Here is a 24,397-nt window from a genome sequence, read left to right on the forward strand (position 1 = left end):
ATGCGGACGCCTCGGTCTATCAGACAGACCGAGGTGATGCTATCGCAGGCAAGCCAGCTCCCACAACAAGCCCGCTCCCACAGTTGTTTTGTGGTGTGGCTCAGACTCAGCGCGGTTCGATATGCGCAATCATCAGTTGCACAGTTTCATTGCCACGAAACTCGTTCACATCCAGCTTGTAGGCCAATTCCACCCAACGCACCGTCGGGTTCGGCCACACCTCACGGTCCACACCAAATGCAATGCCGTCGAGCTTCACTGACCCGCATTCGCTCTTGAGCACCACTTTAAGGTGCCGCTCGCCAACCACACGCTGTTCAACCAACTGAAACACACCGTGAAACAACGGCTCGGGAAAGTGCTGGCCCCATGGCCCGGCATGGCGCAGTGCGCGCGCCAACTCGAGGTGAAACTCTTCCACCGCTAACGTGCCGTCCGTCAGCAGGCGACCGGTGAGGTCTTCTTCACGCAGCTGCCGGCGCACTTCGGCATCAAAGGCTTCGGCAAACAGCGGGAAGTTTTCCTCGGGCAAGGTCAGGCCGGCGGCCATGGCATGGCCGCCGTATTTGGCGATCAGGTTAGGATGCTGGCTGGCGACCACCGCGAGGGCATCACGGATGTGAAAACCCTGCACAGAGCGCCCCGAGCCCTTGAGCAGGCCGTCACCGGCATCGGCGAAGGCGATAGTCGGGCGGAAATACCGCTCTTTCATACGCGAGGCCAGAATACCGATCACACCTTGGTGCCATTCAGGGTCGAACAGGCACAAGCCGTAAGGCATCGACTCCACGGGCAAGTCCTTGAGCTGGGCCAGGGCCTCGCGCTGCATGCCTTGTTCGATGGATTTGCGGTCCTGGTTCATGCCGTCCAACTGCGCGGCCATTTCCCGCGCCGCCGCCACGTCGCTGGTGAGCAGGCATTCGATGCCCAGGCTCATATCATCCAGGCGCCCGGCCGCATTGAGGCGTGGCCCGAGGATAAAACCGAGGTCGGTGGAGGTGATACGCGCCGCATCGCGCTTGGCCACTTCGAGAATCGCCTTGATCCCCGGCCGCGCACGCCCGGCACGAATACGCTCCAGGCCCTGATGCACCAGAATGCGGTTGTTGGCATCCAGCGGCACCACGTCAGCGACGCTGCCCAAGGCGACCAGATCAAGCAGTTCGCCAATATTTGGCTGGGGTTTGTTGTCGTACCAGCCCAGGCTGCGCAACCGCGCGCGCAGGGCCATCAGCACGTAAAAGATCACACCCACGCCGGCCAACGCCTTGCTGGGGAACTCGCAGCCAGGCTGGTTCGGGTTGACAATGGCATCCGCCGCCGGCAATTCATCACCCGGCAAGTGGTGGTCAGTGACCAATACCTGCAACCCGGCGGCCTTCGCCGCCGCCACGCCTTCAACGCTGGAGATGCCGTTATCCACGGTGATCAGCAGCTGCGGCTCGCGCTGCAGCGCCACAGCGACGATTTCCGGGGTAAGCCCGTAGCCGTATTCGAAGCGGTTGGGCACCAGGTAATCGACATGCGCCGCGCCGAGCAAACGCAGGCCCAACGTGCCCACGGTACTGGCCGTGGCGCCATCGGCGTCGAAGTCACCGACGATGAGGATACGCTGGCGCTGCTCCAGGGCCGTCACCAGCAGGTCTACCGCCGCGTCGATGCCCTTGAGTTGCTGGTAGGGAATCAACCGCGCCAGGCTCTTGTCCAGCTCAGCCTCCGACTGCACCCCGCGTGCGGCGTAGAGACGGGTTAACAGCGGTGGCAATTCACCGAGAAACGGCAGGACAGCGGGCAACGGGCGAGGATCGATACGCATGGGGTAACGGAAGCTTCTCTTCAGATACAACGGTTAAACGACAATTGAGCAATCAACACAGATCAACGCTGGAACCTGTTTGTGTAGCTGGCTTGTGTGGGAGCTGGCTTGCCTGCGATGCAGGCACCTCGGTCCATCAGACATACCGCGGTGATGCTATCGCAGGCAAGCCAGCTCCCACAGAAGCCAGCTTTTCACAGTTTTACTTTTTAGCCGCGTTCGCCGACCAGCCACTCCAGCTGCACTTCATGCTGGCCACGGTCGTCAGTCACGAAAATAGTGCCTTCGCTGATCATCACGTCCCACTTGATCACGCGCGGCATGTCCTTGGCCAGGGTCTCGAGGACTTCCTGCGGCACGGCGGCGATGTGGACGTTCTTGAGGTTCTTGGCCACCGGCACCACTTTGCCTTCCCATACGCGCAGGCTGCCATAGGCCAGCAGGCTGGTGCGCTCGGTACGGCGTGAGCACCAGGTCAAGCGGTCGGCGTCGGGCTGGCCGACTTCAATCCAGTGCAGAACCCGATCATCCAGGCTTTTTTCCCACAGGGCTGGCTCGTCTACATCTGACAGGCCACGCCCGAACGCCAACTGCTCGTTGTACCAAAGGGCGTAGGCCAGCAGCCGCACGGTCATACGTTCTTCGGTTTCCGAAGGGTGGCGGGCGATGGTCTGCTTGACGCTCTCGTACACCGAACGATCGAGGTCGGTGAGGTTCAGTTCAAATTTGTAGGTCGTGGACGGCTGGGCCATGAACGGGCTTCTAAAGACAGGGAAAGGTCGCCAGTCTAACCGATGGGGCAGCCATTGAACGAATACTGCGCTGCATCATGCTTATCCCTGGGCCGCTCGCCTATGTTAAAAGGCATGACACCACCGCCCCTGCTTGCTAAGGATCCTCATGTCGTTTAATGCCAAACCGCTCGCCGGCCTGAAAGTCATCGAACTGGGCACCCTGATCGCCGGACCGTTTGCCTCACGTATCTGCGCTGAATTCGGTGCCGAGGTGATCAAGGTCGAATCCCCCGATGGCGGCGACCCGCTGCGCAAGTGGCGCAAGCTGTACGAAGGCACGTCGCTGTGGTGGTTTGTGCAGGCGCGCAATAAAAAGTCGCTGACCCTGAACCTCAAGCACCCGGATGGCCTGGCGATTCTTAAACAGCTGCTGGCGGACGCCGACATCCTGATCGAAAACTTCCGCCCCGGTGTGCTGGAAAAACTCGGTTTGAGCTGGGAAACCCTGCACGCGCTGAACCCCAAGCTGGTGATGGTGCGCCTCTCCGGTTTCGGCCAGACCGGCCCGATGAAAGACCAGCCGGGCTTTGGCGCGGTGGGCGAGTCCATGGGCGGTCTGCGCTACATCACAGGCTTTGAAGATCGCCCGCCGGTGCGCACCGGGATTTCCATCGGCGACTCCATCGCGGCTCTGTGGGCGGTGATCGGCGCGCTGATGGCGTTGCGTCACCGTGAGGTCAACGGCGGGCTCGGCCAAGTGGTGGATGTGGCGCTGTACGAAGCCATCTTCGCGATGATGGAAAGCATGATCCCGGAGTTCGACGTGTTCGGGTTTATCCGCGAGCGCACCGGCAACATCATGCCCGGCATCACGCCGTCCTCGATTCATACCAGTGCTGACGGCAAGCATGTGCAGATCGGCGCCAATGGCGATGCCATCTTCAAGCGCTTCATGAGCGCCATCGGCCGCGACGATTTGGCCAATGACCCGGCCCTGGCCAGCAATGACGGGCGTGACAGCCGCCGTGACGAGCTTTACGGGGTGATTGATCGGTGGGTCAACTCGCTGCCGCTGGAGCAAGTGGTCGAGCAACTGAACAAGGCCGAAGTACCCGCCAGCCGTATCTACAGCGCCGAAGACATGCTCGGCGACCCGCAGTTCCTGACCCGGGAAATGTTCCTCAAGGCGCAGCTGCCAGGTGGCAAGGACTTCAAGATGCCAGGCATCGTGCCCAAGCTCTCCGAGACGCCGGGCAGTTGCGAATGGGTTGGGCCGCAGTTAGGGGAGCACAACAGCACGGTGCTCAATGAGCTGGGTTACGACGCCGCCGCCATCACCCGTTTGCGTGAGGATGGCGCGATCTGATGGTTCGCCCGTACGTCCGCTTGCTCCTTGTAAGCACGCTGCTCGGCGGCTGGTCGCTCTCGGCACAGGCCGAGGACACACTGACCTGGCTGCTGCGCGACCTGCCGCCAATGACCATCTTCGAAGGCCCGCAAAAAAACCAGGGCGCACTCGACCAACTGTTGCCGATGCTCAGGGAGCACCTGCCGGAGTATCGTCATCAAGTGATGCACGTCAACCGCGCGCGCGGCATTCAAATGTTGCGTGCTCAATCCCTGACCTGTGACCCATCGCTGCTGTGGACGCCGGAGCGCGCCCAGTACGTGGTATTTTCCGCCCAGGCATTCGTGACGGTCAGCAATGGGGTGACGATCCAGCGCAGCCACCAGGCGGCCATGGCGCCCTATATCGTCGAGGGTCAGTTTGACCTGCAAGCCTTTCTCAAATCCCATACGGCGCGCATTGGCGCCACTGCCGAACGCAGTTACGGCCCCGCCGTCGATGAACAGCTAAAGCACGCCGACCCGCACACCCTGGCCCTGCATTACGGCAATGACGCCCTTGGCAGCCTGTTGCAGATGCAGCGCCTGGGGCGGCTGGAGGCGGTGCTGGGTTACCCGCCGGAAATCCGCTATCACGCCCAGCAACAGGGAATTGCGGCCCACGACCTGCTGTTCTTTCCCATCAAGGGCTCAGCGCCTTACCAACGCACGCATATCGCTTGCTCCAACACGCCGCAAGGTCGCCAGGCCATGCAGCGAATCGATCAGGCATTGGGCGAGATTCCACTGGAGCAGGTGCAACAGTCCTACGCCTCGTGGTTAGACCCAGTGATGCGTGAACAGTATTTGTCGCACAACCCGAGTTTCTTCCTCGACTCTCCCGAGCCCTGAGCACCGAGACCTGACCCTCAGCGAGGCAAATCCCAGGCAAAAAGAAACCCCGAAGAGTGGGGAGACACTTCGGGGTTAAACGTGGCCTACAAAGACCAGTACAACAAGCCACAAACACCGGAGCACAATGTTTGCTCTTGCCGTTAAAAAATCTGACCGGGCATGGCGTAGGAAGTTTCGCCAATTAAACAATTCTTCATGCGATCACGCTGCCGCGAGTCTGTGCGGCGTTGCGCAAGGCGGCGATAACCGAGGGTTCCAGGCGCCCTTCGGCGATTTTAAGGTCGCGCAGCAGGCAATCGACCACATCCACCAGCACGCGCTTATCGGTCAATTGCGCGCGATCGACTTCCCGCTCGACGACAATAGCGCCAGCCGGGTTCTTCACGGTCACCAGGCACTCGCCCTGCACACCCGAGGTGGTCAACGTAACCTGATAAGGGCTCAGTGCTTCTTCGAGCAATAGGCTGATACTTTCCATCTCGATCACCACTCAATCATTCGAATAAAGTTCGAAAAACAAAAATGTCACCAAGGTGCTGACATTCAAGTGACCCGTGCCCGCAGCAGAAAGTTCGACCTTTTGTATCGTCGTCTGCCCGAGTCAACCGAGCATGCACGGCAAAGATGACAGAGAGAAAACAACCTCCAACAGGCTAGAATCCCTGGATTATCCTGGGAGCCTGCCTTGAAAGCCGCGTCTGAAGCGCCACTGCGCATCGTCCTCGCCGACGACCACCCGATTTTTCTGATTGGTTTGCGCGCCGTGTTGGAGCGTGACGAACGGGTACGCATCGTCGCCGAGGCCAATTCGCCCCAAGCCCTGATTGAACAGCTGAACACCTGTGCCTGTGATGTGCTGGTGACCGACTTCATGATGCCCGCCGAGCCTCAGGCCGACGGGCTGCGCCTGATAGAACAGCTGCGTCGGCACCATCCCGAACTGCCGATTGTGGTGGTGACCATGCTCAATAACGCCGGCTTGTTTCATTCCATTCTGAAACTGGGGGTCATGGGCCTGCTGAGCAAGGCCAGCTTGGCCGATGAGCTGCCGCAAGCAATTCACCACGTGCGGCAAGGGCGTCCTTATGTGGCCCACGCCATTCGCCAGGCACTGAGCCTTGCCGGCGAAGTCGGCGCTGACCACCTGCAGTCGCAGCAACAGCTGTCACCTCGGGAACTGGAGGTGATCCGCCTGTTGGCTGCCGGGTTGGCGGTGGGCGAGATCGCCGCGCAACTGCATCGCAGCAAGCAGACGGTCAGCGCGCACAAGGTCAGCGCCATGCGCAAGCTGGGCCTGGGCAACGATGCCGCGCTGTTTATCTATGTGCAGGAACACGGACTGGCATAGCCTGAAACGCGATCCATTGCTTGAGCGCCTCGACCTCCATTGGCCGCGCGATAAAACAGCCTTGCAGCCAGGCCGCGCCCAATTCTCCAACGGCATGGTAATCGGCGGCGCTTTCCACCCCGGTCACCACCACGCCAATGCCCAAGTGCGCAGCCATGCTCATGGCACCCGCCACCACGGCAGCCTTGCGATCATCCTCGGCCATGCCACTGGCAAACACCGGAGGGATCTTCAGCTCAGTGAAGGGCAACGCCAGCAGGCTCTGCAGGCTGGTGCCGCCGACGCCGAAATCACCAATGGACAACTTGCACCCCATCATCCGCAAGCGCAGCAGCCCGGTGAGGTGGGCACTGTCGGTTTTTAACCGTGAGGTCTCCACCAACTCCAGGGTCAGCCCATGGGCCGGCACGCCGTGCAGTTGCAGCAGGCCTTGCAGTACTTGGGGAAAGTGCGGTCGCTCCAGCATGCGCCCGGGAATATTCACCGCTACAGGCAGCAGTTGCCCGGTCTGGCCCATGACCTGGCCAGCCAGGCCCAGTGCCTGCTCCAGTACGTGCCAAGTGAAGGCCTCTTCCATGCCGGCAAACTCCAGCACCGGCAAAAAGTCGTCAGGCAACAGCAGCTCATTTTCATTAGATTGCCAACGGGCCAGGGCCTCGACCCGTTGCAGCACGCCGGCCTGGCTGACGATAGGCTGATACCAAACCCGGCCACAGCGCGCGATGCTGGCCTGGCTGACGTCCGCCGAGGGTGGCAACGGCTCGCGCTCGCTCAGGTCGAGCAGATGACGCACCCGCGCCCATGAGGTCACCGGCGGCCCCGCACGCAAGCGCGCCTGGCAGTCCATCAACACTTGCCCGACCAGCTTGGCCGACGCCGGCTTGGGCAAGCACGCCAGCACATTCAGCCCCTGTTGCCGCGCCATATTGGCCACGCCTTCGAGCACGTCCGGTTCGGCATTGCTGAGCAGGATCAGCACCTGGGCCAGGCTGCGCTCGGCCAGTTCGCGGATCAACTCCAGGCCATCGCCCTGCTCCAGGTACAGATCGCAAATAGCAATGTCCACCGGGCCGGCACTGTCCAGGGACTGGCGGGCGGCGTCGACCGTTTCGGCGGTGAGTACGTTGAACACGCCGTTGGCATTGAGCATCTGGTGCAGTGCCATCAGTTGAAACGGGTTGTCTTCAAGGATCAGCACTTTGAGGGAACGCATGGGCAACTCTGTCGGCAGCGGGCAAAGACCGGCACAGTAACCAAAAGCTGCAGGGCGCCCCATAGGACGTGTCCTAAACGTTATGCCGTTCAAGGTCTTTGGGCTGACGCAGTCAAGTAAGGCAATTGAGAAATGGAACCGGCAAAAGGCAACCTGTGGCGAGCAGGCTTGCCCTGCGTTGGGTGGCGAAGCCGCCCCCATTCAGGCTATCCGGTGCGTCAGTCGTAGCGGGCTGGGGCTGCTGCGCAGCCCAACGCAGGGCAAGCCTGCTCGCCACAGTGAAAGGGTTCGTCCTCGAATGAGGGGGATTAGCCAAACAGCTGAAAGCCATGACCCTAAATGCGAGCGTCTAGGTAGGGTTGCAGGTCGCGACGGAACACCATCAACGCCTGGGACAACCTTGACCACGGCGCCTCAAGTTCGCTGCCGCGCGCCTCACGTGCGCAGCTCTCCAGGGCCATGCACGCCTTGGCCAGCGGCAGCGCATCGACCAGAGAGCAAATACCCTTGAGCCGATGCAACGCAGCATTCAAGCGCGCCATGTCTTGCTCGACCAAGGCCATCTCCATCACTTCATGCTCACGGTCCAGGCTCCTGGCCAACTCTTGCAGCATGCTGTGCAGCACCGGCCCTTCAGCCTGGGTCATGGTGCGCAGGGTCTGGATATCAAAAGAGCGTGGCGCCGCCCGTTCTGCCAGCACCTGAGCCCAGCGCTGCAACGTGATCGGCTTGACCAACAGCTCATCCATGCCGACTTCCTTGCCACGCTGTTGTTCATCCTGCATGGCATTCGCAGTGCAACCGATCACTGCGCAACGCGGTAACTGCTCAGTGGCTTCAATCCGTCGGATCGCCTGGCTCAGCTCATAGCCGGACATGCCCGGCATCTGGCAATCGGTGACCAGCACGTCAAAGCGTTGCTGCGACCATGCCTGCAACGCGCCCTGCGCTGAATCGACGGCGACCACTTGATGGCCGAGGAACTCCAACTGCTGCACCAGTACCAGACGGTTGGCCGCCAGATCATCGACCACCAGCACCGACAGGCTGCGACCGGCAGGCGGCAATGAAGCACCGACGGGTGCCGGTACGTCGTCAGTGCTGATCCGCGCCAGGTGCAGGTCGATGCACACCACCGTACCTGCGCCCACGACACTGTTGAGGTGAATGCTACCGCCCATCAACTCCACCAACTGCTGGCAGATACTCAAACCCAGGCCGGTGCCGCCATGCTCGGCCGCGGTCGAAGCGCTCATCTGCACAAACGGCTTGAACATCCTCGCTTGCTGATCGGCCCCAATCCCCGGACCGCTGTCTTCCACGCACAGGTGCAGGTATTCGGCGCCGGCCTCATCGTGCCGGCAATCGACACTGATACGCACCCCGCCGTGCTGAGTAAACTTGAGCGCATTGCCCAAAAGGTTGTGCATCACTTGGCGCAAGCGCAGCGGGTCAAACCAGTAATAACCCTGGGCTGCCGGGTCAAACGCCAGGGTCAGGTGCAGGCCCTTTTTTTGCGCCGTGGCCTCGAACAAGCGCTGGATACCTTCGAAAAAGCCCTTCAGCTCAGTCGATTGCGGTGCCAGTTGCATATGGCCCGACTCAATCTTGGCAAGGTCCAGGCTGTCGCCCATCAACGCAATCAGCTCACGTGCCGAGCGATGGGCTACCTGCAAGGCGTCGGACACAGGCTGGCCGGCTGCCAGGCAGCGTTCCTGCTCCAGTTCGAGCAAGCCGATGATGGCGTTCATCGGTGTACGAATCTCGTGGCTCAGGGTTGAGAGAAACGCACTTTTGGCGTAGTTCGCTTCGTCGGCGGCCTGACGCGCGTCCATTAATTGATGCTCCAGGACTTTGCGCTCGTTGATGTCGATCCAGCCACCCAGCAACCCCTGCAAACGGTTCTCGGCGTCAAAGAACGGCACAGTCCATTGGTACACGTGAACGCTGCCGCCGTTGAGTTCCAGCTCCCGGTCGACAAACAGCGGTTGTTGCGTGGCCAGTTGCACCATATGGCCTGCATGCAGGCGCGCGGCGGTGAGTTCGGGCATCACCGCGCTTTCCATCAAGGTCAGGCCCTGGATCTTTTCAAGGCGAGTTGCCAATTGCTGTTCATAACTTTTGTTGCAGGTCACCAGGCGCCCGGCCAGGTCGCGCACGAATAGCGGGTTGGGCATGCCGTCGAGCAAGGCGCGCTTGAAGGCCAATTGGTCATTGAGCCGACGTTCAGCCTCCAGCCGCTGGTGGATCTGGCGCTTGAGCCGGCTGTTCCACACCAACGACACCAGCACAAACAGGATCGCCATGGCCACCGTCCAGTAAGCCCAGGCAGGGACACGCTGCCAGGCCGGCACCGGAATCGCCACCGCGCCGATCCAGCGCAGGCGCAAGGCGCTCAGCTCGGCGACCGGCAAGGCTTCCAGCGCCTTGTTCAGAATGCTCAACAGTTCAGGCTGGTCCTTGCGCACCGACAGGCTGTTGGCCGACCACTTGCCATCGACGCTGCGGCCAATGCGCAGGCCATCCTGTGGGTAACTCTGCACTTCCACTTCTGTCTGCAGCGTGGCAGCCGCTTCGCCGCGTCTTACCCAGTCACGGGCCTGGGTGTAATCAGTGACCAAGCGCAGGTTGATCTGCGGGTACGCCTGGCGAATGTAGGGCTCAAGTACATGCCGTGCCGGCAGCACCAGCACCTTGCCAGCCAACTGATCCAGGCCGGTCAGCGGCGCCGCATCAGCAGGCTCGACAAACACCCAGCCAGAGCCACCGAAACTGTGGCTGAAGTTGAGCAGCGCCTGGCGCTCCTGATTCTCGGCCAAGGTGGTGTTCATGTCCGCCCTGCCCGTTTCCAGCCAGCTCAGGGTTTGCGCAGTGGAATGCGCCTCCTCGAAGACAAACTGTAAACCGGTCATGCGCGAAATCCGGTTGAGCAGGTCAACGTTCAAGCCCACCCAGCGGTCGTCCTTGTCCCTGAACACGTAAGGCGACATTTGCTGGGCCGCCACCACCACATGCGGGTGCTGCAACACCCACGCCCGCTCCGAGGCCGACAGCGCAATGCGCTCAACACCAAAACCGACACCCAGTCCGGTGGTCCAGCGCGCGAGAATTTCGCGCTGCACCGACTCATCGATGCTCGCCAGCGCGCTGTCCATCATGGCACCGAGCAACGGGTCGGCCTGGCGAGTGGCAAACGCGAAGCCGATCGGGGGCAAGCGACTTTCTTCTTTGATCTGCAACCTCAGGTAAGGCCGCAGCGACTTGTAGGCGCGCACGATGACTTCGTTGCCGATAAACGCATCGGCGTCGCCCTGATTGAGCGCCTCCAGCCCACTGTAGAGGTTGGGCGCAAGCATGATGTGGCTGCCGGGGTAGGCGGCATGCACGTTCTTGACGTTGGCATAGCCATCGAGCAACACCAGCTTCTTGCCCGTCAGATCGTCGCCCTGGCTATCGTCGCGACACAGTACTACTACCGACCGGTCGGGCATGTAGTCGCGGGTAAACTGCAAACCGGGTACATCACGCTCATAGCCATTGGCGCTGGTGAGAATGTCAATGGCACCGTTGCGCAACGCCTCGACCGCCTGGGCGCGTTCGGCAAAACCGAGCACCTGCATCGACACACCCAGGCGCGCACCGACCAGGCTCAGGTAATCGGCACTGATGCCCTGGTAGCGATTGCGGTCGCGGGTGATATCAATCGGCTGATAGTCATCAATGGAAATCCCCACCTTCAAGGTCCGATGGGCTGCCAGCCACTGCTGCTGCGCCGGCGCCAGCGGCAACGGCTCCAGCGGGATAAACGCCGGCACCAGTTTGAAAGGCAGGCTGACGGCGGCCAGGCCCATTGGCACTTGGCCAAGCAAGAGCACACACGCCAAACGCACCGTCCATTGGATTACTGCATGCACCGATTGGGTTTCCTTGAGTCTTCGGGTTAAGCGCCTGCGCAAGTATGGCCCGCCAGAATGAAAAAGCCCGTCACGAAGACGGGCTTGATCTGCCGCGCAGCCACTGATGAATCAGAGTGGCTTGCCGCGATTGCCATGCTGGCTGACAAACGCCTGCACAGCTTTCAGATCATTGGCCAGCACGGTGCAGCGCTCTTCGCGCTCGAACAGGTCAGCCAGGTGCGGCGGTAACTCCAGCGCCTTGCCAACGCCGGCCTTCTCCACCGCTTCCGGGAATTTGACCGGGTGGGCGGTGCCCAGAATCACCATCGGGATGTCCAGGCTGCGACGGCATTCGCGTGCGGCCTTCACACCGATAGCGGTGTGCGGGTCGAGCAGCTCGCCGGTCTGCGCATAGACTTCGGCGATGGTTTCGCAGGTTTGCGCATCGTCCACGGCCAGGGAGTCGAACAGCTTGCGGGTTTCGGTCCAGCGCTCTTCGTCAACGCTGAAACCGCCACCGCTTTTGAAGGTGTCCATCAAGCCGGCAATGGCTGCGCCGTTGCGACCATGCATGTCGAACAGCAGGCGTTCGAAGTTCGACGAGACCATGATGTCCATCGATGGCGACAGCGTGGCGTGCAGGGTTTCCTTGACGTACTGGTTGCCGCTCATGAAGCGGTGCAGGATGTCGTTGCGGTTGGTGGCGACGATCAACTGGTTGATCGGCAGGCCCATGTTGCGCGCCAGGTAACCGGCGAAGATGTCGCCAAAGTTGCCGGTCGGCACCGAGAACGACACCGAACGCGCCGGGCCGCCCAACTGCAGGGAGGCGTGGAAGTAGTAGACGATCTGGGCCATGATCCGCGCCCAGTTGATCGAGTTCACCGCCACCAAACGCGTACCTTTGAGGAATCTCTGGTCAGCGAAGCTGTTCTTGACCATTTCCTGGCAGTCATCGAAGTTGCCTTCGATGGCGATGTTGTGGATGTTCTCACCGAAGATGGTGGTCATCTGGCGACGCTGCACCTCCGACACGCGCTTGTACGGGTGCAGGATGAAGATGTCGACGTTCTCGCAGTGCTTGCAACCTTCGATGGCCGCCGAGCCGGTATCACCGGAGGTGGCACCGATGATCACCACACGCTCGCCGCGTTTTTCCAGCACGTAGTCGAGCAGGCGACCGAGCAGTTGCAGGGCGAAGTCCTTGAACGCCAGGGTCGGGCCGTGGAACAGCTCCAGCACCCACTCATTGCCGTTCAGTTGACGCAGGGGTGCGATGGCGTTGTGGGAAAACACGCCATACGTTTCTTCCAGAATCTTTTTAAAGTCCGCATCAGGAATGCTGCCGGTAACAAACGGGCGCATCACCCGGAACGCCAGTTCGTGGTACGGCAGGCCGGCCCACGAGGCGATCTCTTCCTGAGTGAAACGTGGCAGGTTTTCCGGCACGTACAGGCCGCCGTCAGTGGCAAGGCCGGCGAGCAAAACGTCTTCGAAGTTCAGGGCCGGTGCCTGGCCGCGGGTGCTGATATAACGCATGACTGGCTCCTCTAGAGCATTCTGAACAAGGGCCGCCGAACGTGTGGGGCCCTTGCCGCTAAACGATTAGTTCAGGTGTTCAACACGGATGCGCACCACCGGCCCAACCACGCCCTGCAACGCTTCAAGCGCGGCAATGGCATCGTTGATGTGCTGCTCGAGCACGCGGTGGGTCAGCAGGATCATCGGCACCAGGCCGTCTTGTTCCTCGACTTCCTTCTGCATGATCGACTCGATGTTGATGCCACGCTCCGAGAGGATGCTGGCCACTTGGGCCAACACGCCTGGGTGATCCTTGGCCTGGATGCGCAGGTAGTAAGCGCTTTCACAGGCTTCGATCGGCAGGATCGGGTGGGCCGACAGCGAATCCGGCTGGAAGGCCAGGTGCGGCACGCGGTTTTCCGGGTCGCTGGTCATGGCGCGAACCACGTCTACCAGGTCGGCGATCACCGACGAAGCGGTCGGCTCCATGCCGGCGCCCGCGCCGTAGAACAGGGTGGAGCCGGCGGCGTCACCGTTGACCATCACGGCGTTCATCACGCCATTGACGTTAGCGATCAGGCGGTCAGCCGGGATCAGCGTCGGGTGTACACGCAATTCGATACCGGCCGGGGTGCTGCGCGCCACACCGAGGTGCTTGATGCGGTAGCCCAGGGCTTCGGCGTAGTTCACGTCGGCGGTGGTGAGCTTGGTGATGCCTTCGGTGTAGGCCTTGTCGAACTGTAGCGGAATGCCAAAGGCGATGGACGCCAAAATGGTCAGCTTGTGCGCTGCGTCGATGCCTTCCACGTCGAAGGTCGGGTCGGCTTCGGCGTAACCCAAGGCTTGAGCTTCGGCCAGCACGTCTTCGAAGGTGCGGCCCTTCTCGCGCATTTCGGTGAGGATGAAGTTACCGGTGCCGTTGATGATACCGGCCACCCAGTTGATACGGTTGGCAGACAGGCCTTCACGGATCGCCTTGATCACCGGGATGCCACCGGCCACGGCGGCTTCGAACGCGACAATCACACCCTTTTCACGCGCCTTGGCGAAGATCTCGTTGCCGTGTACGGCGATCAGCGCCTTGTTGGCGGTGACCACGTGCTTGCCGTTTTCGATGGCCAGCAGCACCAGCTCGCGGGCCACGGTATAACCGCCAACCAGCTCGATGACGATATCGATTTCAGGGTTGGTGGCCACGGCGAAGACATCGTTGGTAATCGCAATACCGGTCGTTTGGAACTGAGGCTTTGGCGTACGCGTGGCAATTTGCGCCACTTCAATCCCACGCCCTGCACGGCGGGAAATTTCTTCAGCATTACGCTGAAGTACGTTCAAGGTGCCGCCACCGACGGTCCCTAACCCACAGATGCCTACTTTGACCGGTTTCACTGAAGAACTCCCCATGAAACGGCCGACTCAAGGTCGGCCGTGGTAAACAGCCGCACAACTGCGGCTCTCAATTAATGCCCCGTCGACTGTTCGACGGGGCATGATCGTCAAAGGCTCGACGATGACTGCTTACTTCGCACCCAGTGCCAGTTTGGCAACTTGTGGCGCCGGCTGGTAGCCCGGAATCACTTGGCCGTCAGCCAAAACGATGGCCGGTGTACCGTTCACGCCAATCGACTGGCCGAGGGCGAACTGCTTGGAAACCGGGTTGGCACATTTGGCCGCCTTGATTTCCTTGCCATCGACCATTTTGTCCATGGCCGATTTCTTGTCGGCCGAACACCATACGGCTTGCAGTTGCTCGTCACCCGGCGAACCCAGGCCCTGGCGCGGGAACGCGACGTAGCGCACTTCGATACCGGCCTTGTTCAGCGCAGGCACTTCGGCGTGCAGCTTGTGGCAGTACGGGCACGTGGTGTCGGTGAACACGGTAATGTGGGTCTTGGTCTCGCCAATGGCTGGGTAAACCACGGTTTCAGCCACCGGAATGCCGTTGATCAGCTTGGACACGCCCAGGCGCTCGGCCTTCTCGGTCAGGTTGACCGGCTTGCCGTCTTTAAGCTGGAACAGGTAGCCCTGGACGATGTACTGGCCATCGGCACTGGCGTACAGCACACGGCTGCCCTTGAGCTTGACTTCATACAGGCCGGCCATGGGGCTGGCGCTGATGCTTTCGATCGGGGTGTCGAGCTTCAGGTCCGCCAAACTCTTGCGAATGGTTTGTTCGGCGGCGTCATCGGCGACAACAAAGGTGGAAACCAACGCAATCGCTGCGGCGGCAATAATCTGGGTCAAGCGCATGGGAACTCCTGAAGGCAGATGCAGGGACGGCAGTGGAACACCGCTTGGAAACGCGGGCAGTGGCCGTCCCCTTTGCTAACCGGCAAAGCCTACCACAGTTGGGCGCCAGGGCAGCCCGTGGCGGCATAAATTGGCGGCTTTCAACCGCGTGGGTGGTGCTTGGCGTGCATCTCCTGCAAGCGTGCGCGTGCCACATGGGTGTAGATCTGAGTTGTGGACAAGTCGCTGTGGCCCAGCAGCATTTGCACCACGCGCAAATCCGCGCCGTGGTTGAGCAAATGCGTGGCGAATGCATGGCGCAAGGTATGCGGCGACAGCGCCTTGCCGATCCCGGCGACCTTGGCCTGGTGCTTGATACGGTGCCAGAAGGTCTGGCGAGTCATCTGCTCGCCGCGCAGGCTGGGGAACAGCACATCGCTGGGTCGCCCACCAAGCAGCTCATTGCGGGCGTCACGCATATAGCGCTCCACCCACACAATCGCCTCCTCGCCCATCGGCACCAACCGCTCCTTGCTGCCTTTGCCCATCACGCGCAACACGCCCTGGCGCAGGTTGACTTGCTCCAGGGTCAGGCTGATCAGCTCGGTCACGCGCAAACCGCAGGCATACAAGACCTCAAGCATGGCGCGGTCGCGCTGGCCGATGGCTTCGCTCAGATCGGGGGCGGCGAGCAAGGCATCGACGTCAGCTTCCGACAAGGATTTAGGCAATGGCCTACCGAGCTGGGGCATGTCGATTTGTAGGGTCGGGTCGACAGCAATCAGCTTTTCCCGCAGCAAATAACGATAAAACCCACGTACGCCCGAGAGAAATCGCGCCGTGGAACGCGGCTTGTAATTCTGCTCCAGGCGCCAGGCCAGGTGATCGAGGATCAACTCACGACCGGCATTGATCAGTTCAAGGTTTTTGTCCTGCAACCAGCCATTGAACAAAGCCAAGTCGCTGCGATAAGCCTGGCGGGTGTTGTCCGACAGGCCCTTTTCCAGCCACAGAGCGTCGAGGAAGCGGTCGATCAGGGGATGGTCAATGGCGGACATGGGCACTCAAGCAGCGCAGCACAGGGCTTTGCGCAAATTATTTAGTGAACTGTTACAACGGGCACTAGTCTTTCATAGCCCGCTATTTCAAGGAACAGGAAGCTTCAATGAGCGAACAACAGATTCTGCTGGCATTTGGTGGTATTGGCGTGGCCGCGTTGGCCTGCCAATGGCTGGCATGGCGCCTGAAACTTCCCGCCATTCTGTTTCTGCTGGTCAGCGGAATCCTGGCAGGGCCGGTGCTGGGCTGGCTGAACCCTCAGGAAATGTTCGGTCCGTTGCTGATGCCATTGGTATCCCTGGCCGTGGCACTGATCCTGTTTGAAGGCAGCCTCACGCTGCACCTTTCGGAATGGAAGGAGATCGGCAGCGTCGTGCATCGCCTCGTCACGGTCGGCGCCCTGTCGACATGGGCCGTCATTACCCTGGCTACCCACTGGCTGCTGGGTTTTGACTGGATGCTCGCCCTGCTTTTCGGCACCTTGACGCTGGTGACCGGGCCTACCGTGATTGTGCCCATGTTACGTGTCGTGCGGCCAAAAGCCTCGATCGCCAATATCTTACGCTGGGAAGGCATTGTCATTGACCCGATTGGTGCGCTGCTCGCCGTGGTGGTCTACAGCTTTATTATCGCTCGCGCGTCAGGCGACGGCTTGAGTCACAGCCTGCTGACCTTTGGCGGCGTGATCCTGTGCGGCAGCCTGTTCGGAGTCGCCGGTGGTTGGGTGTTGGGGCAGATCATGCGCCGGCAATGGCTGCCGGAATACCTGCATAACCTGGCTACTCTGGCTGGCGTTCTGGGAATCTTCATCGCCTCCAACGCGGTGATGCATGAGTCCGGCCTGCTGGCCGTGACGTTGATGGGCATGTGGATGGCCAATATGAAGGGCGTTGACGTACGCCACATCCTGCATTTCAAGGAAAACCTAAGCGTCCTGCTGATTTCGGGGTTATTCATTCTGCTGGCCGCGCGCCTGGACCTGAACGCCCTGATTGCCTTGGGGCCGTTCGTACTGATCCTGTTACTGATCATTCAATTTATTGCACGACCTTTGAACGTCGCGCTTTCGACCTTTGGTTCCGGCCTGAACTGGCGTGAACGTGCCCTGCTGTCCTGGATTGCACCACGCGGGATCGTGGCCGCAGCCGTGTCGGCGATTTTCGCCATTCGCCTGGATGAGGCCGGTCATGAAGGCGCACTGTTATTGGTGCCACTGACATTCGCGGTGATTATCGGCACCGTTGTCCTGCAAAGCGCCACGGCCCGCCCGCTGGCACGCCTGCTGAAAGTCGCCGAGCCTGCGCCCAGCGGCTTCCTGATCGTCGGCGCGAACGGCCCGGCGCGCATCCTGGGCAAAGCCTTGCAACAACTGGGCAGCCGAGTGCTGCTGACCGACTCCAGCTGGGAAAACATCCGCGCCAGCCGAATGGAAGGGCTACCCACTTACTTCGGCAACCCGGCATCACAGCATGCCGAATCGCATCTGGATCTGGTCGGCCTCGGGCATTTGCTGGCGCTCTCACCTTCGGGCGAACTGAACACTTTGGCCGCCATGCGCTTTCGCCACGATTTTGGGCATCGTCTGTTCGCCCTGGCCAGCAGCCAGGAAAGCCGTCGCACCGATAAGCACCGGGCCAGCCACGAGCACCGTGGCCATTTGCTGGGCAGCCAACCCCTGAGTTACACCAAACTTGCGAGCCTGCTGGGCCAAGGTGCAGAGCTGTATAGCACCAACCTGACCGAAGGCTTCAGCTGGGAACAGTACAAGGCGCTGCATGGTGACCGCGCGACGCTGCTGTTTGCCCGCGATACCGCAGGCTGGGTACACGTGGTGACCCCGGACAGCAGCTTGAAACCCGTAGCTGGCTGGACCTTGCTGGCCGTGATTCAACCAGAAAACAACACAGCCGAATAAGTCAGTCGGCAAAACCAGGCAATACCGGCACAGGGCGTTTGTCAGCATCAATCGCGACAAAACTGAACACGCCCTGGATCGCCTTTTCACGGCCATCGGCACTCATGCTCTCGACGAATACTTCAACCTCGACCTTGAGGCTGGTGTTACCCACTTTGATTACGCGGCCGATCAACTCGACGATGGAGCCGGCCGGGATCGCGTGGTTGAAGTCGATACGGTCGGTGGACACGGTCACCAGTGGCAAGCGGCAAAAGCGCGTGGCGGTGATGAACGACACTTCATCCATCCACGCCAGCGCGGTGCCGCCGAACAGGGTGTTGTGGTGGTTGGTGGTCGGCGGGAACACGGCTTTGGTCACGTGGGTGACGGACAGGTCGGTGCGGCGCTGGATTTCTTCGAGGCGGGTGGTCATGGGCAAATACCGGTAAACAGACAAATTTCAGGCACAAAAAAGCAGCCCGTAGGCTGCTTTTTTCTGCATCGGGAAGCTGGACTTAAGCCAGTTTTTCCTTGATGCGAGCTGCTTTACCGGACAGGTCACGCAGGTAGTACAGCTTGGCTTTACGTACGTCACCGCGACGCTTAACGGCCATGCTGTCGATTTGCGGGCTGTAGGTCTGGAAAGTACGCTCTACGCCAACACCGTTGGAGATTTTACGAACAGTGAAAGCACTGTTCACACCACGGTTACGCTTGGCGATTACCACGCCTTCGAACGCTTGCAGACGCGAACGGTCGCCTTCCTTCACTTTCACCTGAACGACAATAGTGTCGCCCGGGGCAAAGGTAGGGATCTCTTTGGTCATCTGCTCTGCTTCGAGTGCAAGGATGATTTTGTTAGTCATGCTGTGCTCCTAAGGTAAGTCAATGGACCTACCATCGATACGTTGTTAACTATCGTCCCGCGCGAGGATGTATTCCTCGAGCAGCTTCTTCTCTTCTCCAGAAAGCGAGCGGCTTTCCAGAAGATCGGCGCGTCGTTCATAGGTCCGACCAAGGGACTGCTGTAAACGCCAACGCCGGATGTGTGCGTGATTGCCACTTAGCAATACGTCGGGAACACGCTGATCCGCATACACCTCCGGTCGGGTGTAGTGCGGGCAATCCAGCAAACCATCCGTGAAGGAATCTTCCTCCGCGGAGTCCGCATGCCCTAAAGCTCCAGGCAGCAGTCGTGTAACCGCATCTATCAGGACCATCGCCGGCAGCTCGCCGCCAGACAGGACATAGTCCCCAATCGACCACTCTTCATCGACATGCGCTTCAATAAAACGCTCGTCAATGCCTTCATAGCGACCGGCAATCAGGATTAAGGCCTCCTCATTCGCCAGTTCGCGCACGCCAGCCTGTTTCAGCTGACGGCCTTGAGGGGACAGGTAAATTACCTTCGCCTTCTCCCCGGCTGCTGCCTTGGCCTCGACCAACGCATCTTCCAGGGGCTTGATCTTCATCACCATGCCCGGGCCACCGCCAAATGGGCGATCGTCCACAGTGTGATGTCGATCTGTCGTGTAGTCTCGCGGGTTCCAACAGGTGAGCTGCAACAGCCCCTGTTTCACCGCCCGACTGGTGATGCCGTACTCGCTGATGGCGGAAAACATCTCGGGAAACAAACTGATCACTTCAATGCGCAAATTAGCCACGCTTAGAAGTCCGCGTCCCATTCCACCTTCATCTCGCCCGCGGCCAGGTCGACGGCCAACACGCATTGCTCGGTATAGGGCAACAGGCGTTCGCGATCATCCAGGCTGCCAGCGCAAGGCTTGACCACCATTACATCATTGGCGCCGGTTTCCAGAAGATGATCGATTTTCCCGAGCAATTGCCCCAGTTGATCAATAACCTTCAGACCTTCCAGCTGGTACCAGTAGTACTCGCCGTCGGTCAATTCAGGGAACAGGTTGCGCGGCACGCAGATCTCATAACCGGCCAGAAGACGAGCTTCTTCACGGTCATCAAGACCCTTGAGCTTTGCGACCAGGAACTTATCGCTCCCGCGTCCACTGACCAGCTCGACCTGTTTCACACTACCTTCGCGCTTGAGCGTCCAGGTTTTGTACTGCAACAGGTTTTCAGTCGGATCAGTAAAGGAATACACCTTCACTTCGCCGCGAACGCCATGAACAGAGTAAATCTTGCCGATAACGATCAAATCATCAGCAACAGCTGGCGTCGCGTTCATATTGCTCAGGCTGCGGCCTTAGCCGAGTCCTTCAACAGTTTTGCAACGCGCTCGGATGGCTGTGCGCCAACGCTCAGCCAGTAGGCTACGCGCTCTTGGTTCACGGACAGACGAACTTCTTGACCACGAGCAACAGGGTTGAAGAAACCAACCTGTTCCTTGTGCGAACCGTCGCGCGGGTTGCGGCTGTCGGTTACGGTCAAGTGGTAAAACGGGCGCTTTTTGGAGCCGCCAAGGGCAAGACGGATTGTTAGCATGTGAACATCGTTCCTGTAGTCGGTGCTGCAAATCTAAATGCACAGCGGGCATAGGTGCCCGAAAGGCCGCATATTCTAAGGAATATCCGGACTTTTGCAAATGTCTTTTTCTGGCGCCTATCAGCGTGCCACTCAGATCTGCTATAGAGCCGTCGGTTAAAACGGCGAGTCAGCTCCCGCTAACCGCGGGTTTGCTGGAGATCCCACGTCCCTGTGGGTCGGAGCGCAAGCAAGCTTGCGCTCGAATACTTTTTACATTTTCGGCATGCCGCCGCCGGGCAACATACCGCCCATGCCGCGCATCATCTTGGCCATCCCGCCTTTGGCGGAGAATTTCTTCATCATCTTCTGCATCTGCTTGTGCTGCTTGATCAAGCGACCGATGTCCTGCACCTGGGTGCCGGAGCCCATGGCGATCCGACGTTTGCGCGAACCACTGATCAGCTCAGGGTCGCGGCGCTCGGCCGGGGTCATGGAGTTGATGATGGCTTCCATCTGCTTGAACTGCTTCTCTGCCGCGCCCTGGGCATTGCCCATTTGCGCCAGGTTCACACCGCCGATGTTCGGCAGCTTGTCCATCAGGCCGCCAAGGCCGCCCATGTTCTTCATTTGTTGCAGTTGGTCACGGAAGTCTTCGAGGTCGAAGCCCTTGCCCTTCTTCAGCTTTTTAGCAAGCTTGTCGGCTTTGTCTTTGTCCAGCGTGGCTTCGGCCTGCTCGATCAGGCTGAGCACGTCGCCCATGCCGAGGATGCGCGAGGCGATACGTTCAGGGTGGAACGGCTCGAGCGCATCGCTCTTCTCGCCCATACCGATGAATTTGATCGGCTTGCCGGTGATAGCGCGTACCGACAGCGCGGCACCGCCACGGGCGTCACCGTCGACCTTGGTCAGGATCACGCCGGTGAGCGGCAGTGCATCGCCGAAAGCCTTGGCGGTGTTGGCCGCATCCTGGCCGGTCATGGCGTCGACCACGAACAGCGTCTCGACCGGGTTGATCGCGGCATGCAACGCCTTGATCTCGCCCATCATCTCTTCGTCGATGTGCAGGCGACCGGCGGTATCGACGATGACCACGTCGATGAATTTGAGCTTGGCTTCTTTAATAGCCGCGTTGGCAATGTCGACCGGCTTCTGGCTCAGGTCGGACGGGAAGAAGGTCACACCGACTTCGCCTGCGAGCATTTCCAGCTGCTTGATCGCGGCCGGACGGTAGACGTCAGCCGATACCACCATGACCGACTTCTTCTTGCGCTCTTTAAGGAAGCGCGCCAGCTTGCCGGCGGTGGTGGTTTTACCCGCGCCCTGCAGACCGGCCATCAGCACAACGGCCGGTGGCACGGCGCTGAGGTTCAAGTCTTCGTTGGCTGCGCCCATCAGGCTTTCGAGTTCGGCCTGGACGACCTTCACAAATGCCTGGCCCGGCGTCAGGCTGCGGGACACTTCGGTGCCCACTGCGCGCTCTTTGACCGAGTTGACGAAGTCCTTGACCACAGGCAAGGCCACGTCGGCTTCCAGCAACGCCATGCGCACTTCACGCAGGGTGTCTTTAATATTGTCCTCGGTCAGCTTGGCCTTGCCGGTGACATGGCGCAGCGTCTGCGAGAGACGGTCAGTCAAGTTTTCAAACATGCGCGATCCTTTCAGGCCCTATTCATCGAAATGCAGTGGTGACCGAGGTAATGGCGGCCCAGGCTGTGGTAAATCGCTATTAAAAACAGCGCTCAGCAAGCCTGCGGCGTGGGCAGGTCGCGGATTATAGCGAAGACTGCGCCGCTGCACACGCGCTGTCTGGCCCGGGAGTCTTTCGTGCAGCGCAGGTGTGTGCCAAACTCAGCGCCTTTCGGGCTTGTCTATCAGGATTTATGGTCCCCTTGTCACCCAGTTTGCTACCCAGCCTCGCCGCCGCCCTTTTATATGCCGCTGCGACTCTCTATCAGGGCACTCGTCTGGCCCAAGGCACTAAAGCGGACAAACGTCTGCTGGTGGGCCTGGGCGTCGTCGCCCTGCTGGCTCACGCCGCGAGCCTGTTCACCCACCTAATGACGCCGGTCGGCTTGGGCCTGGACTTTTTCAGCGCCGCCAGCCTGATCGCCGCTGCCGTTATCGCGCTGACCTTGCTGGCCTGCTACCGCATCCCGGTCGAAAACCTGTTGGTGCTGCTATTCCCGCTGGGAATGCTGACCGTGCTGCTGGCGCAATTCACGCCAACAGGCACCGTGCAGGTCATCGACGAAGAGCCGGGCATCCTGGCGCACATCCTGTTGTCGATCCTGGCCTACGGCATGTTCACCATCGCGGTGTTCCAGGCCTTGCTCCTGCTGCTGCAAGATCACCAACTTAAAAACAAGCACCCGTCCGGGCTGATCAAGAACTTCCCGCCGCTGCAAACCATGGAAAGCCTGCTGTTTGGTTTCCTCTGGGCCGGCTGGACGCTGCTGTCGCTGTCGCTGATCTCCGGCTGGCTGTTCGTCGAGAACCTGTTCGCCCAGCACCTGGTGCACAAAACCCTGCTGGCGTGCCTGGCCTGGGTGGTGTTCAGCGTACTGTTGTGGGGGCGTAACCGTCTCGGCTGGCGCGGGCACAAGGCGATCCGCTGGACCCTGGCCGGTTTCTGCCTGCTGATGCTGGCCTACTTCGGCAGCAAGCTGGTTCGCGAATACATCCTGCATATCTGACGGGCAGCAATAATGGACAACTTGCCCCTTGGGCCGATGCTCGCGGTAATCGCCCTGCTGATCTTATGGGCGGCGCTGTTTACCGCCATCGAAGCCGCACAACAACACCTGCTGGCCATACGCCCTGGCACACGCCAAGGCGACAAGGCCGCAGCCCGCCTGAACTTCCCACGTAACAGCCTGATCCTGTGCAACAGCCTGTGCCGGGCGGCCGTGGTGATCCTGTGCACGTTGCTGGCGATTTATGCCTGGGCGCAAAACGGCCCGTGGCTCGGCTGGCTGATCTCCTGCGCCATCCTGCTGATACTTGCCGACTATCTGCCCCGTGCGCTGGCCGTTCGTCACCCCCAAGCCGTGCTGGGCTTCGGTAACACGCTGCTGGGCGTCCCGCTGAAAATCCTTTATCCACTGGCCTGGCTGCTCAACGGCATCAGCCTGTTGCTGTTGCGCCCCTTCGCGCGCAAATCCGGCGTGGTAAAAAAGAGCGACGAGCCGCTGCCCGAGCATGACGACGAACCGGAGCCCGAGGCCAACGACAATCGCACGCCCGGCCTGCCAGGCATCCACGCCCTGGACAACATCACGGTCAACGACATCCTGGTGCCGCGCAGTGAAGTGGATGGCATCAACCTGGATGACTCGGTCGAAGCCATCATCGAGCAACTGCGCACGTCCCAGCGCACGCGCCTGCCGGTGTTTCACAGCGACATCAACCAGGTGCAAGCGGTGCTCAACACTCGCCAGATCCAGCACTTGCTGCCCGACGCCAGCCTGACCAAAGAAGCCTTGCTGGCCGCCTGCCACGAACCCTACTTCGTGCCGGAAAGCACGCCACTGCAATTGCAGCTGCTGAACTTCCATAAACAGCAACGGCGCCTGGGCATGGTGGTGGACGAATACGGCGAAGTGCTGGGCATCGTCACCCTGGAAGATATCCTCGAAGAAATCGTCGGCGAATTCGAAAGCGACCAGGCGGTGGATAACCCGCACATCGAAGCCCAAGCCGATGGCCGCTACATCATCGACGGCGCCGCCTCGATCCGCGAACTGAACAAAAGCCTGGGCTGGCACTTGCCCAGTGACGGCCCCAAGACCCTCAATGGCCTGGTTACCGAGGCGCTCGAGACTATTCCCGACTGCGCGGTGTGCCTGAAAATCGGCCGCTACCGCCTGGAAATCCTCGAGACCGAGGACAACCGCGTGAGCAAGGTGCTGATCTGGCATACCAGCCGCGTGCCGGTAGCTGCATAACTTCCCCTGACACCACTCGATCCAATGTGGGAGCTGGCTTGCCTGCGATGGCATCAC

The 24,397-nt window shown here is 60.4% G+C and carries 21 protein-coding genes; 6 read left to right on the plus strand and 15 right to left on the minus strand.

What is annotated here, in order from left to right; genetic code table 11:
* Nucleotides 1-106: 106 nt before the first annotated feature.
* Nucleotides 107-1,816: a single-stranded-DNA-specific exonuclease RecJ gene (gene recJ / locus FEM54_RS01985; protein WP_138449273.1), complete on the minus strand. Its 1,710-nt coding sequence runs from the start codon at nt 1,814-1,816 to the stop codon at nt 107-109.
* Between the two features lie 209 nt (nt 1,817-2,025).
* On the minus strand, nt 2,026-2,568 hold the full coding sequence (locus tag FEM54_RS01990; protein WP_099549357.1) for a YaeQ family protein: 543 nt from the start codon (nt 2,566-2,568) through the stop codon (nt 2,026-2,028).
* A gap of 148 nt (nt 2,569-2,716) precedes the next feature.
* On the opposite strand from FEM54_RS01990, the gene FEM54_RS01995 reads away from it, so the two are divergent.
* Together FEM54_RS01995 and FEM54_RS02000 are read left to right on the plus strand one after the other, a co-directional pair.
* On the plus strand, nt 2,717-3,916 hold the full coding sequence (locus FEM54_RS01995; protein ID WP_138449275.1) for a CaiB/BaiF CoA transferase family protein: 1,200 nt from the start codon (nt 2,717-2,719) through the stop codon (nt 3,914-3,916).
* Nucleotides 3,916-4,788, plus strand: a complete 873-nt coding sequence (locus tag FEM54_RS02000) for a TIGR02285 family protein (protein ID WP_017139735.1) — start codon at nt 3,916-3,918, stop codon at nt 4,786-4,788. The genes FEM54_RS01995 and FEM54_RS02000 overlap by 1 nt, the downstream gene beginning before the upstream one ends.
* A 196-nt stretch (nt 4,789-4,984) precedes the next feature.
* Here the strand turns inward: FEM54_RS02000 and FEM54_RS02005 are convergent, their stop codons facing one another.
* Nucleotides 4,985-5,269, minus strand: coding sequence for a DUF3509 domain-containing protein (locus FEM54_RS02005; protein WP_026013896.1), 285 nt, complete (start codon nt 5,267-5,269; stop codon nt 4,985-4,987).
* A 207-nt stretch (nt 5,270-5,476) separates the two neighbouring features.
* Here FEM54_RS02005 and FEM54_RS02010 point away from each other — a divergent pair, with 207 nt between their 5' ends.
* The gene (locus tag FEM54_RS02010; RefSeq protein WP_017139733.1) at nt 5,477-6,139 is read left to right on the plus strand and encodes a response regulator; all 663 of its coding nucleotides are present in this window, start codon (nt 5,477-5,479) and stop codon (nt 6,137-6,139) included.
* On the opposite strand, the gene FEM54_RS02015 is transcribed toward FEM54_RS02010, so the two are convergent.
* From FEM54_RS02015 to xerD, 6 genes are all read right to left on the minus strand, one after another.
* Complete coding sequence (locus FEM54_RS02015; protein WP_138449277.1) at nt 6,108-7,352, minus strand: EAL domain-containing response regulator; 1,245 nt, start codon at nt 7,350-7,352, stop codon at nt 6,108-6,110. The two genes, FEM54_RS02010 and FEM54_RS02015, sit on opposite strands and share 32 nt — an antisense overlap.
* Nucleotides 7,353-7,687: 335 nt before the next feature.
* Entirely contained in the window at nt 7,688-11,266 is a 3,579-nt protein-coding gene (locus FEM54_RS02020; protein WP_138449279.1) for a transporter substrate-binding domain-containing protein, read from the minus strand.
* Between the two features lie 111 nt (nt 11,267-11,377).
* Nucleotides 11,378-12,787 carry a threonine synthase gene (gene thrC / locus FEM54_RS02025; protein ID WP_138449281.1) on the minus strand — a complete coding sequence of 470 codons (1,410 nt, stop codon included), beginning with the start codon at nt 12,785-12,787 and terminating at the stop codon, nt 11,378-11,380.
* A 66-nt stretch (nt 12,788-12,853) separates the two neighbouring features.
* The gene (locus FEM54_RS02030) at nt 12,854-14,158 is read right to left on the minus strand and encodes a homoserine dehydrogenase (RefSeq protein WP_017139729.1); all 1,305 of its coding nucleotides are present in this window, start codon (nt 14,156-14,158) and stop codon (nt 12,854-12,856) included.
* Nucleotides 14,159-14,287: 129 nt separating this feature from the next.
* Nucleotides 14,288-15,019 (minus strand): thioredoxin fold domain-containing protein, encoded by a 732-nt coding sequence (locus FEM54_RS02035; protein ID WP_017139728.1) that lies wholly within the window; start codon nt 15,017-15,019, stop codon nt 14,288-14,290.
* A 140-nt stretch (nt 15,020-15,159) separates the two neighbouring features.
* Nucleotides 15,160-16,056, minus strand: coding sequence for a site-specific tyrosine recombinase XerD (gene xerD, locus FEM54_RS02040; RefSeq protein WP_138449283.1), 897 nt, complete (start codon nt 16,054-16,056; stop codon nt 15,160-15,162).
* A gap of 107 nt (nt 16,057-16,163) precedes the next feature.
* Here xerD and FEM54_RS02045 point away from each other — a divergent pair, with 107 nt between their 5' ends.
* A complete protein-coding gene (locus FEM54_RS02045; protein WP_138449285.1) occupies nt 16,164-17,972 on the plus strand; it encodes a cation:proton antiporter in 1,809 nt (602 codons plus the stop codon).
* A gap of 1 nt (nt 17,973) precedes the next feature.
* Here the strand turns inward: FEM54_RS02045 and FEM54_RS02050 are convergent, their stop codons facing one another.
* From FEM54_RS02050 to ffh, 6 genes are all read right to left on the minus strand, one after another.
* Nucleotides 17,974-18,387, minus strand: a complete 414-nt coding sequence (locus FEM54_RS02050; protein WP_016977715.1) for an acyl-CoA thioesterase — start codon at nt 18,385-18,387, stop codon at nt 17,974-17,976.
* Nucleotides 18,388-18,469: 82 nt separating this feature from the next.
* A complete protein-coding gene (gene rplS / locus FEM54_RS02055) occupies nt 18,470-18,820 on the minus strand; it encodes a 50S ribosomal protein L19 (protein ID WP_003175895.1) in 351 nt (116 codons plus the stop codon).
* A gap of 45 nt (nt 18,821-18,865) precedes the next feature.
* Entirely contained in the window at nt 18,866-19,639 is a 774-nt protein-coding gene (trmD, locus tag FEM54_RS02060; RefSeq protein WP_170875847.1) for a tRNA (guanosine(37)-N1)-methyltransferase TrmD, read from the minus strand.
* A complete protein-coding gene (rimM, locus tag FEM54_RS02065; protein ID WP_003175898.1) occupies nt 19,621-20,157 on the minus strand; it encodes a ribosome maturation factor RimM in 537 nt (178 codons plus the stop codon). The genes trmD and rimM overlap by 19 nt, the downstream gene beginning before the upstream one ends.
* A gap of 5 nt (nt 20,158-20,162) precedes the next feature.
* On the minus strand, nt 20,163-20,414 hold the full coding sequence (gene rpsP / locus FEM54_RS02070; protein ID WP_003175899.1) for a 30S ribosomal protein S16: 252 nt from the start codon (nt 20,412-20,414) through the stop codon (nt 20,163-20,165).
* 252 nt (nt 20,415-20,666) lie between these two features.
* Nucleotides 20,667-22,043 (minus strand): signal recognition particle protein, encoded by a 1,377-nt coding sequence (ffh, locus tag FEM54_RS02075; protein WP_017139724.1) that lies wholly within the window; start codon nt 22,041-22,043, stop codon nt 20,667-20,669.
* 233 nt (nt 22,044-22,276) lie between these two features.
* Here ffh and FEM54_RS02080 point away from each other — a divergent pair, with 233 nt between their 5' ends.
* Both FEM54_RS02080 and FEM54_RS02085 read left to right on the plus strand, forming a co-directional pair.
* A complete protein-coding gene (locus tag FEM54_RS02080) occupies nt 22,277-23,089 on the plus strand; it encodes a cytochrome C assembly family protein (protein ID WP_017139723.1) in 813 nt (270 codons plus the stop codon).
* A gap of 12 nt (nt 23,090-23,101) precedes the next feature.
* Complete coding sequence (locus tag FEM54_RS02085; RefSeq protein ID WP_099549349.1) at nt 23,102-24,340, plus strand: transporter associated domain-containing protein; 1,239 nt, start codon at nt 23,102-23,104, stop codon at nt 24,338-24,340.
* The last annotated feature ends 57 nt before the right edge of the window (nt 24,341-24,397 follow it).

The organism is Pseudomonas edaphica (assembly GCF_005863185.1).
Taxonomy (GTDB): domain Bacteria; phylum Pseudomonadota; class Gammaproteobacteria; order Pseudomonadales; family Pseudomonadaceae; genus Aquipseudomonas; species Aquipseudomonas edaphica.

Bases quoted from the DNA above. Each gene is read 5' to 3' on its own strand.
- recJ (WP_138449273.1), bottom strand. From the start codon at position 1,816: ATGCGTATCGATCCTCGCCCGTTGCCCGCTGTCCTGCCGTTTCTCGGT.
- FEM54_RS01990 (WP_099549357.1), bottom strand. From the start codon at position 2,568: ATGGCCCAGCCGTCCACGACCTACAAATTTGAACTGAACCTCACCGAC.
- FEM54_RS01995 (WP_138449275.1), top strand. From the start codon at position 2,717: ATGTCGTTTAATGCCAAACCGCTCGCCGGCCTGAAAGTCATCGAACTG.
- FEM54_RS02000 (WP_017139735.1), top strand. From the start codon at position 3,916: ATGGTTCGCCCGTACGTCCGCTTGCTCCTTGTAAGCACGCTGCTCGGC.
- FEM54_RS02005 (WP_026013896.1), bottom strand. From the start codon at position 5,269: ATGGAAAGTATCAGCCTATTGCTCGAAGAAGCACTGAGCCCTTATCAG.
- FEM54_RS02015 (WP_138449277.1), bottom strand. From the start codon at position 7,352: ATGCGTTCCCTCAAAGTGCTGATCCTTGAAGACAACCCGTTTCAACTG.
- thrC (WP_138449281.1), bottom strand. From the start codon at position 12,787: ATGCGTTATATCAGCACCCGCGGCCAGGCACCGGCCCTGAACTTCGAA.
- FEM54_RS02035 (WP_017139728.1), bottom strand. From the start codon at position 15,019: ATGCGCTTGACCCAGATTATTGCCGCCGCAGCGATTGCGTTGGTTTCC.
- xerD (WP_138449283.1), bottom strand. From the start codon at position 16,056: ATGTCCGCCATTGACCATCCCCTGATCGACCGCTTCCTCGACGCTCTG.
- FEM54_RS02045 (WP_138449285.1), top strand. From the start codon at position 16,164: ATGAGCGAACAACAGATTCTGCTGGCATTTGGTGGTATTGGCGTGGCC.
- FEM54_RS02050 (WP_016977715.1), bottom strand. From the start codon at position 18,387: ATGACCACCCGCCTCGAAGAAATCCAGCGCCGCACCGACCTGTCCGTC.
- rplS (WP_003175895.1), bottom strand. From the start codon at position 18,820: ATGACTAACAAAATCATCCTTGCACTCGAAGCAGAGCAGATGACCAAA.
- trmD (WP_170875847.1), bottom strand. From the start codon at position 19,639: ATGGGACGCGGACTTCTAAGCGTGGCTAATTTGCGCATTGAAGTGATC.
- rimM (WP_003175898.1), bottom strand. From the start codon at position 20,157: ATGAACGCGACGCCAGCTGTTGCTGATGATTTGATCGTTATCGGCAAG.
- rpsP (WP_003175899.1), bottom strand. From the start codon at position 20,414: ATGCTAACAATCCGTCTTGCCCTTGGCGGCTCCAAAAAGCGCCCGTTT.
- ffh (WP_017139724.1), bottom strand. From the start codon at position 22,043: ATGTTTGAAAACTTGACTGACCGTCTCTCGCAGACGCTGCGCCATGTC.
- FEM54_RS02080 (WP_017139723.1), top strand. From the start codon at position 22,277: ATGGTCCCCTTGTCACCCAGTTTGCTACCCAGCCTCGCCGCCGCCCTT.
- FEM54_RS02085 (WP_099549349.1), top strand. From the start codon at position 23,102: ATGGACAACTTGCCCCTTGGGCCGATGCTCGCGGTAATCGCCCTGCTG.